Here is a 6,525-nt window from a genome sequence, read left to right on the forward strand (position 1 = left end):
ATCAAGGCAAACATCGAAGCCTAACACCTCGGTAGCATGGCGGCATTTTTCCGCGCCACCGGCTACCCCCACCACTCTGCAACCTTTAAGTTTGCCGATTTGCCCCACCGTCGCCCCCACTGGTCCTGTCGCCGCAGCTACCACCAACGTTTCGCCCTCTTTAGGCTGACCGATATCCAGCAGCCCCATATAAGCGGTAAAGCCTGGCATCCCCAGCACACCCAGCGACCACGATGGATTTTGCGGATGATCGCCAAGTTTCACTAGGTCATCACCACTGGATATGTCATAGTCCTGCCATCCACTGTAGCCCAGCACCCAGTCGCCAGGCTGATAATCAGGATGATTCGACTCCACGACACGGCTCACCGTACCGCCGACCATCACGCCGCCAATATCAACCGACGGTGAATAAGATGGCTCATCGCTCATACGTCCACGCATATACGGGTCCAGGGACAAATAAACTGTGCGCAGTAACACCTGTCCTTCACCCGGTGTGGCGACATCATCTTCTTCAAGACGGAAATTCTCCGGAACCGGTGCGCCATGTGGACGCGAGGCCAGAACCCAACGTCGATTACGCTGCTTTTGTTGCCCCATAATGCTCTCCTGTGCTTTTGGCATGAATCCATCAATAGTAGCAGGCTCACGGGATTGGTTTTGTTTGCAGCCGTCACATCCCCTCTGCAACACGCAATAATTTCATCGAGGAATCCGTTGCTTCGGGCTGTTTTCGATAGTATTGATAACATCATCATCATTATTTTATTGAGGCCAGACATGTCCATCCGTTTTGCCCGCAAAGCCGACTGTGCTGCCATTGCGGAAATTTATAACCACGCCGTGTTGTATACGGCGGCTATCTGGAATGACCAAACGGTGGATGCAGATAACCGCATTGCCTGGTTTGAAGCGCGGACCATAGCAGGTTATCCGGTGCTGGTAAGTGAAGAAGATGGCGTAGTTACGGGATATGCCTCGTTTGGCGACTGGCGTAGTTTCGATGGTTTTCGCCATACCGTGGAACATTCGGTTTATGTCCATCCCGATCATCAGGGCAAAGGTCTGGGGCGTAAATTGTTAAGCCGATTGATTGATGAAGCGCGGGATTGCGGGAAGCATGTCATGGTCGCCGGGATCGAATCGCAAAATCAGGCTTCGCTGCATCTGCACCAGTCGCTGGGATTTGTCGTCACCGCACAAATGCCGCAGGTAGGCACTAAATTTGGTCGTTGGCTGGATCTGACATTTATGCAGTTGCAACTCGACGAGCGCACTGAACCGGACGCGATTGGATGAATCAGTCGCTCACCCTTGCTTTTTTGATTGCCGCCGGAATTGGTCTGGTAGTCCAGAACACGCTGATGGTGCGCATCACCCAGACCTCCTCTACCATTCTCATCGCCATGTTGCTGAACTCACTGGTGGGGATTGTGCTCTTTGTTTCTATTTTATGGTTTAAACAAGGCATGGCGGGGTTTGGCGAACTGGTGTCCAGCGTGCGCTGGTGGACACTTATACCTGGCTTGCTGGGTTCGTTTTTTGTCTTCGCCAGTATCAGCGGATATCAGAATGTGGGAGCGGCGACAACTATTGCGGTACTGGTCGCCAGCCAGCTGATTGGCGGTCTGGTGCTGGATATCTTCCGCAGTCATGGCGTACCACTACGGGCGTTGTTCGGCCCAATATGTGGCGCAATTTTACTTGTGGTTGGCGCCTGGTTGGTGGCCAGACGCTCATTTTAATCAGAGGATGGTGCCGCCTTTGGTTAACTGTTCGTGGCGCGCTTCCATATCTTCTTTATGCTTGCGACCGTGATGAGCAATAGCGGTGCGCAAACGCTGCTGCTGGGTGTAGCGATCTTCCCGACTTAACTCCGCGTCATCGCTCAGGGCGATTAATAATTCGTTCATATGGGCAATGACGCTCTCTTCAATCGCGGCATCCACGCGCGCGATGACTTCATCCAGATGCGACATACTTTCTCCTTAGCCACTTGTGAAATTTATCGATTAATCCAAATGATATAAGTCTGCGTGGTGCCGTCAAGCCAGTGAGTAAGATTTAAAACAGTGAAAACAACAGCGTCACCGGGAAACTCATCGGCCATGTGGCACCAGAAAGGCGCTTAAGAAACGGATGCGTTTCTTATCGTGAGAAAGAAACCAGGTGATAAGAAATGCGATTGCTGCCATAACCGCATAAAAAACAAGCATATGTTGATAAAGAGACATGTACGGGCGTCCAGCCATATGAATAAAACGCGCGCAAATATGCGCCATTTTTTGACGTGCATCAAGTTTTTTCACCAGTTTGAGAAAAAATCATCAAACAGCAACTTGCCCTTATCCATCTTCAGAATGAGTATTATTGCGGATTTTCTTAACCCGTACTATACACATAGGGGCAATGATAAAAGGTGGCAAAAATGAATGTTTCCAGTAGAACTGTAGTACTGATAAATGTCTTTGCTGCTGTTGGTTTGTTTACTCTTATCTCTATGAGATTTGGCTGGTTTATTTGATGTAATGATTTTGCACGCAGCACGTACTGTCAGAGAAATCAACTCTCTGACAGTACGCAAGATCTTCTCATACTCTCCAAGTTTGCAACATTATCCTTAATATTTACTTCTTTTTGCTGGCATCTACATTGAAATGAGTAGAAAATATCCCCCTACTGTCGTCTATACAAACAGCTTACTGATTCAAACGGAATCTTGTTTTCACATTTTTCTATCACGAATACTTTATACGCGCGGGAGTCTATAAATGCTTTATACTTTCAAGGAATAACGTAAATATAAAAAGATGGCGTAAAGTATATGCATGGCAGGATGTTTGCAACCTCCTTGATGACGCTGCCCCATTGAAATTGCAAACCCCGCCCTGGTTATCTTGCCCATTTATCATGCAAAACAGATAATTATAGGCCTCTGAATACCTCAGAAAGATTGAATTTTTTATAGTCCCTCTCTTGAATATTTCCTTTTGATATCAATCGATTCATCTCTTCAACAAAATAATTTATATCATCACACTTGTTATTATCCGGAAGATCTGAGTAGTTATAATTCCACCATTTTATTCTCAACAGTTCATCAATAACATTTGAATCAAACCTAAATCTGATTATTTTTGCAGGAACTCCTGCAACTATGGCATATGGGGGCACATCTTTGGTAACAACGGAATTGGCAGCAATAACAGCACCATCACCTATTGCGATGCCACCTTTCAATACAACATCATTTCCTATCCAGACATCATTTCCTATAATCGGATTTTCAGGTTTGGTAATGAATGGTTTCAATGTCCAGCTACGTTCAAATTCACTCATAGCAAACTTATCAAATTCACCGTTATAAGTCATCATGTGAGTAGTAAAACGATTCAAAGGATGATTTCCACCCATTATTTTTACATTTGATGCAATACTACAAAATCGACCTATACGTATATTCCCTGAAAAATGGCAGGTCGGAAATGAAAAAGCGCCGACACTGGAGAAATTTTTCACAGGCATTGTTGAATATTCTTCAGCAATAACATTATCTTCAATTGTTATCTTGTCACCTTTTGAGAAAAGAAATAAATTCCTTTCTTTATACGACTTCTTCCCCTTATGATTTAAAAAGATTTTATTATCCATACAAAACTCAAAGTGTTTTTTCGTCCATCTGAAGGTAAGGGTTTTATTTTTATCTTCCGTGAATTTGTACAATTGAACTTTCATTGTTAACACTTCTACTTATAAAGTATTAGTTTAATAACGATACTCTAAAGCCTTATGCTAATCAACTGTGACAGGATGAAAAATCGCCATCAAACATTTAGCCTAATTTTTACGCCAGTTATTAATGTAATCATTCTAATACTTAACCGCCATTAAACTCAGAACCTAAAACGATAGTGGCCGTCCTATAACAGCCACTAACATCTAACTTAATGTTTAACCATGACGTGGCGGACGACGGTGTAATCCTCCAGCCCATAAAGTGACATATCCTTGCCGTAACCAGAAAGTTTCTGCCCACCGTGCGGCATTTCACTTACCAGCATGAAATGGGTATTGACCCAGGTACAACCATATTGCAGCCGTGCGCTGACGCGATGCGCCCTGCCCACATCTTTCGTCCATACCGAAGATGCAAGTCCGTACTGGCTGTCATTCGCCCAGTTCACCACCTGTTCTTCGTTGTCGAAGGGCGTAACACTCACTACTGGACCAAATACCTCTTTTTGCACGATGGCATCGTCCTGTAATGCGCCAGCCAGCAGCGTCGGCGCATAGTAATAGCCATTACCCTTGCGCTTTTCACCGCCAGTGATCACTTTGATGTGCCCTGTCGCTTTCGCCTCTTCTACTGCCTTGCTGACGCGTTCGAGATGCGCCAGCGAGCTTAAAGGTCCAAGCTCCGTAGACTCGTCATCCGGCGCACCAGATTTTAACGTTGCCACCGCAGCACCCAGTTTTTCCACCAGCGTATCGTAAATGCCTTTTTGCGCGTAGATCCGACAAGCCGCAGTACAATCCTGTCCAGCATTGTAATAGCCAAATGTACGTACACCTTCGACCACTGCTTCAATATCCGCATCATCAAAAACAATCACTGGCGCTTTGCCACCAAGTTCCATATGAGTACGCTTAATGGACGACGCGGTATGGCTGATGATGTGCTCGCCGGTGGCGATAGAGCCCGTCAGCGACACCATCCGCACTTTGGGATGACCGGTCAGCGGATCACCCACCGTTTTGCCTCTGCCAAACAGTATGTTAATCACGCCTGCCGGGAAGATATCTTTCGCCAGCTCTGCCAACTTCAACGCGGTCAGCGGGGTAATTTCTGATGGTTTAAGCACTACGCAGTTCCCTGCCGCCAGCGCCGGAGCAAGTTTCCACGCGGCCATCATCAGCGGATAATTCCACGGTGCGATAGAAGCCACGACCCCCAACGGATCGCGACGGATCATCGAAGTATGACCTTCAAGATATTCACCTGCCGCCAGACCATTCAGACAGCGCGCCGCACCCGCGAAAAAGCGAAAAACATCGACAATCGCCGGGATTTCATCATTGAACGCACTATGCAGCGGTTTGCCACAATTACGGGATTCCAGTTCGGCAAAAACCTGACCATTTTCTTCGATAACATCCGCCAGTTTCAGCAGGCATTCCGCACGCGCTTTCGGTGTGGTTTGCCCCCATTCAGCAAATGCTGCATCTGCCGCACGCACAGCAGCATCGACCTGCTCTGCGGATGCCTCGGCAATCTCCAGTAAAACGTCCCCCGTTGCCGGATTATAGACAGGCTGTTTTTCCCCTTCGCCGCTAACCAGTTCTCCGTTAATCAGTAACTTATGTTGCATAGCTTATTCCTGTATCAGTGGTTATTGACCATTGTCGCCTTCGCGGGTTAGCCACCAGGCCCCCAGGATCGGCAAGGTTGTTACCAACATAACCAGCAGTGCCACCACGTTGGTTACCGGTACATCACGCGGTCGCCCAAGCTGATTGAGCAACCACAACGGTAACGTTCGTTCATGACCTGCCGTAAAGGTCGTAACGATGATTTCATCGAACGACAAGGCAAACGCCAGCATTCCTCCTGCCAGTAACGCCGAACTGAGATTCGGCAACACTACGTAGCGGAAGGTTTGCCAGCCATTGGCCCCAAGATCCATTGACGCCTCAACCAGACTCCACGAGGTGCGGCGAAAACGGGCGATGACATTGTTAAACACCACCACTACGCAAAAAGTCGCATGACCGACCACGATGGTGAAAAATCCCGGCTCCAGATTGATGGTTTTAAAGGCGGTTAATAGCGCCAGACCAGTGACAATGCCCGGCAGCGCAATGGGCAGCAGCAATAACAGCGAAATGGCGTTTTTGCCGAAAAAGTCTCGTCTCCACAGCGCGGCAGCTGCCAGCGTCCCTAACACCAGCGCAATTAATGTCGCCAGCGCCGCCACTTTAAGTGACAGCGTCACGGCATCAAGAATATCACTACGCTGTGCTGCCACGCTAAACCAGCGCAGCGTCAGGCCCTGCGGTGGAAAACTAAACGCCGCATCTTCAGTGTTAAACGCATAGGCGGCGATTATCAGGATGGGAAAATGTAGGAAAACAACGCCGCCCCAGGCCGCCAGTTTGAGGAAAAACGGTGCGCGTTCAGAGTGCATCGAACGCTCCCAGACGTTTCACGAACGCCAGGTACAGTGCGATGAGAATAATCGGCACCAGGGTGAATGCCGCCGCCATCGGCATATTGCCAATCGCCCCCTGCTGGGAATAAACCATATTGCCGATAAAATATCCTGGAGGACCAACCAGCTGCGGGACGATAAAATCGCCCAGTGTGAGTGAGAAGGTAAAGATAGAGCCAGCGGCAATACCCGGGATTGCCAGCGGCAGCACCACATAGCGAAAGGTTTGTCGTGGACGTGCGCCGAGATCAGCCGACGCCTGCAACAATGACGGCGGCAAACGCTCAAGCGCCGCCTGAACGGGCAGGATCAT

At 48.3% G+C, this 6,525-nt stretch carries 8 protein-coding genes and 2 pseudogenes; 3 read left to right on the plus strand and 7 right to left on the minus strand.

The annotated features are described in order from the left end of the window. Positions 1 to 603: pseudogene (curA, locus tag ACUU1M_RS17810) on the minus strand (NADPH-dependent curcumin/dihydrocurcumin reductase); the annotation flags it as partial. A 180-nt stretch (positions 604 to 783) separates the two neighbouring features. On the opposite strand from curA, the gene ACUU1M_RS17815 reads away from it, so the two are divergent. Next, positions 784 to 1,302, plus strand: a complete 519-nt coding sequence (locus ACUU1M_RS17815) for a GNAT family N-acetyltransferase (RefSeq protein WP_000027563.1) — start codon at positions 784 to 786, stop codon at positions 1,300 to 1,302. Continuing rightward, positions 1,299 to 1,748, plus strand: a complete 450-nt coding sequence (locus tag ACUU1M_RS17820) for a DMT family transporter (protein ID WP_001076539.1) — start codon at positions 1,299 to 1,301, stop codon at positions 1,746 to 1,748. Before ACUU1M_RS17815 ends, ACUU1M_RS17820 begins: the two co-directional genes overlap by 4 nt. Here the strand turns inward: ACUU1M_RS17820 and ydcY are convergent, their stop codons facing one another. Beyond that, a complete protein-coding gene (gene ydcY / locus ACUU1M_RS17825) occupies positions 1,749 to 1,982 on the minus strand; it encodes a DUF2526 family protein YdcY (RefSeq protein WP_000018633.1) in 234 nt (77 codons plus the stop codon). It abuts the gene before it with no gap. 85 nt (positions 1,983 to 2,067) lie between these two features. Continuing rightward, a pseudogene (gene ortT, locus ACUU1M_RS17830) lies at positions 2,068 to 2,237 on the minus strand (orphan toxin OrtT). Positions 2,238 to 2,431: 194 nt separating this feature from the next. Between ortT and yncL the strand changes: the two are divergent. Beyond that, on the plus strand, positions 2,432 to 2,527 hold the full coding sequence (yncL, locus tag ACUU1M_RS17835) for a stress response membrane protein YncL (RefSeq protein ID WP_001303494.1): 96 nt from the start codon (positions 2,432 to 2,434) through the stop codon (positions 2,525 to 2,527). A 401-nt stretch (positions 2,528 to 2,928) separates the two neighbouring features. On the opposite strand, the gene ACUU1M_RS17840 is transcribed toward yncL, so the two are convergent. The 4 genes from ACUU1M_RS17840 to ACUU1M_RS17855 all read right to left on the minus strand — a co-directional run. Further along, a complete protein-coding gene (locus ACUU1M_RS17840; protein WP_000867988.1) occupies positions 2,929 to 3,738 on the minus strand; it encodes a CatB-related O-acetyltransferase in 810 nt (269 codons plus the stop codon). Positions 3,739 to 3,947: 209 nt separating this feature from the next. Beyond that, the gene (gene patD / locus ACUU1M_RS17845; RefSeq protein ID WP_001163860.1) at positions 3,948 to 5,372 is read right to left on the minus strand and encodes an aminobutyraldehyde dehydrogenase; all 1,425 of its coding nucleotides are present in this window, start codon (positions 5,370 to 5,372) and stop codon (positions 3,948 to 3,950) included. Between the two features lie 21 nt (positions 5,373 to 5,393). Further along, positions 5,394 to 6,188 (minus strand): ABC transporter permease, encoded by a 795-nt coding sequence (locus ACUU1M_RS17850; RefSeq protein ID WP_000555458.1) that lies wholly within the window; start codon positions 6,186 to 6,188, stop codon positions 5,394 to 5,396. After that, a partial coding sequence (locus ACUU1M_RS17855; protein WP_005047909.1) for an ABC transporter permease occupies positions 6,178 to 6,525 on the minus strand: 348 nt, incomplete at its 5' end. The genes ACUU1M_RS17850 and ACUU1M_RS17855, both read right to left, overlap by 11 nt.

It is taken from the genome of Shigella sp. SIG6, from assembly GCF_053555815.1.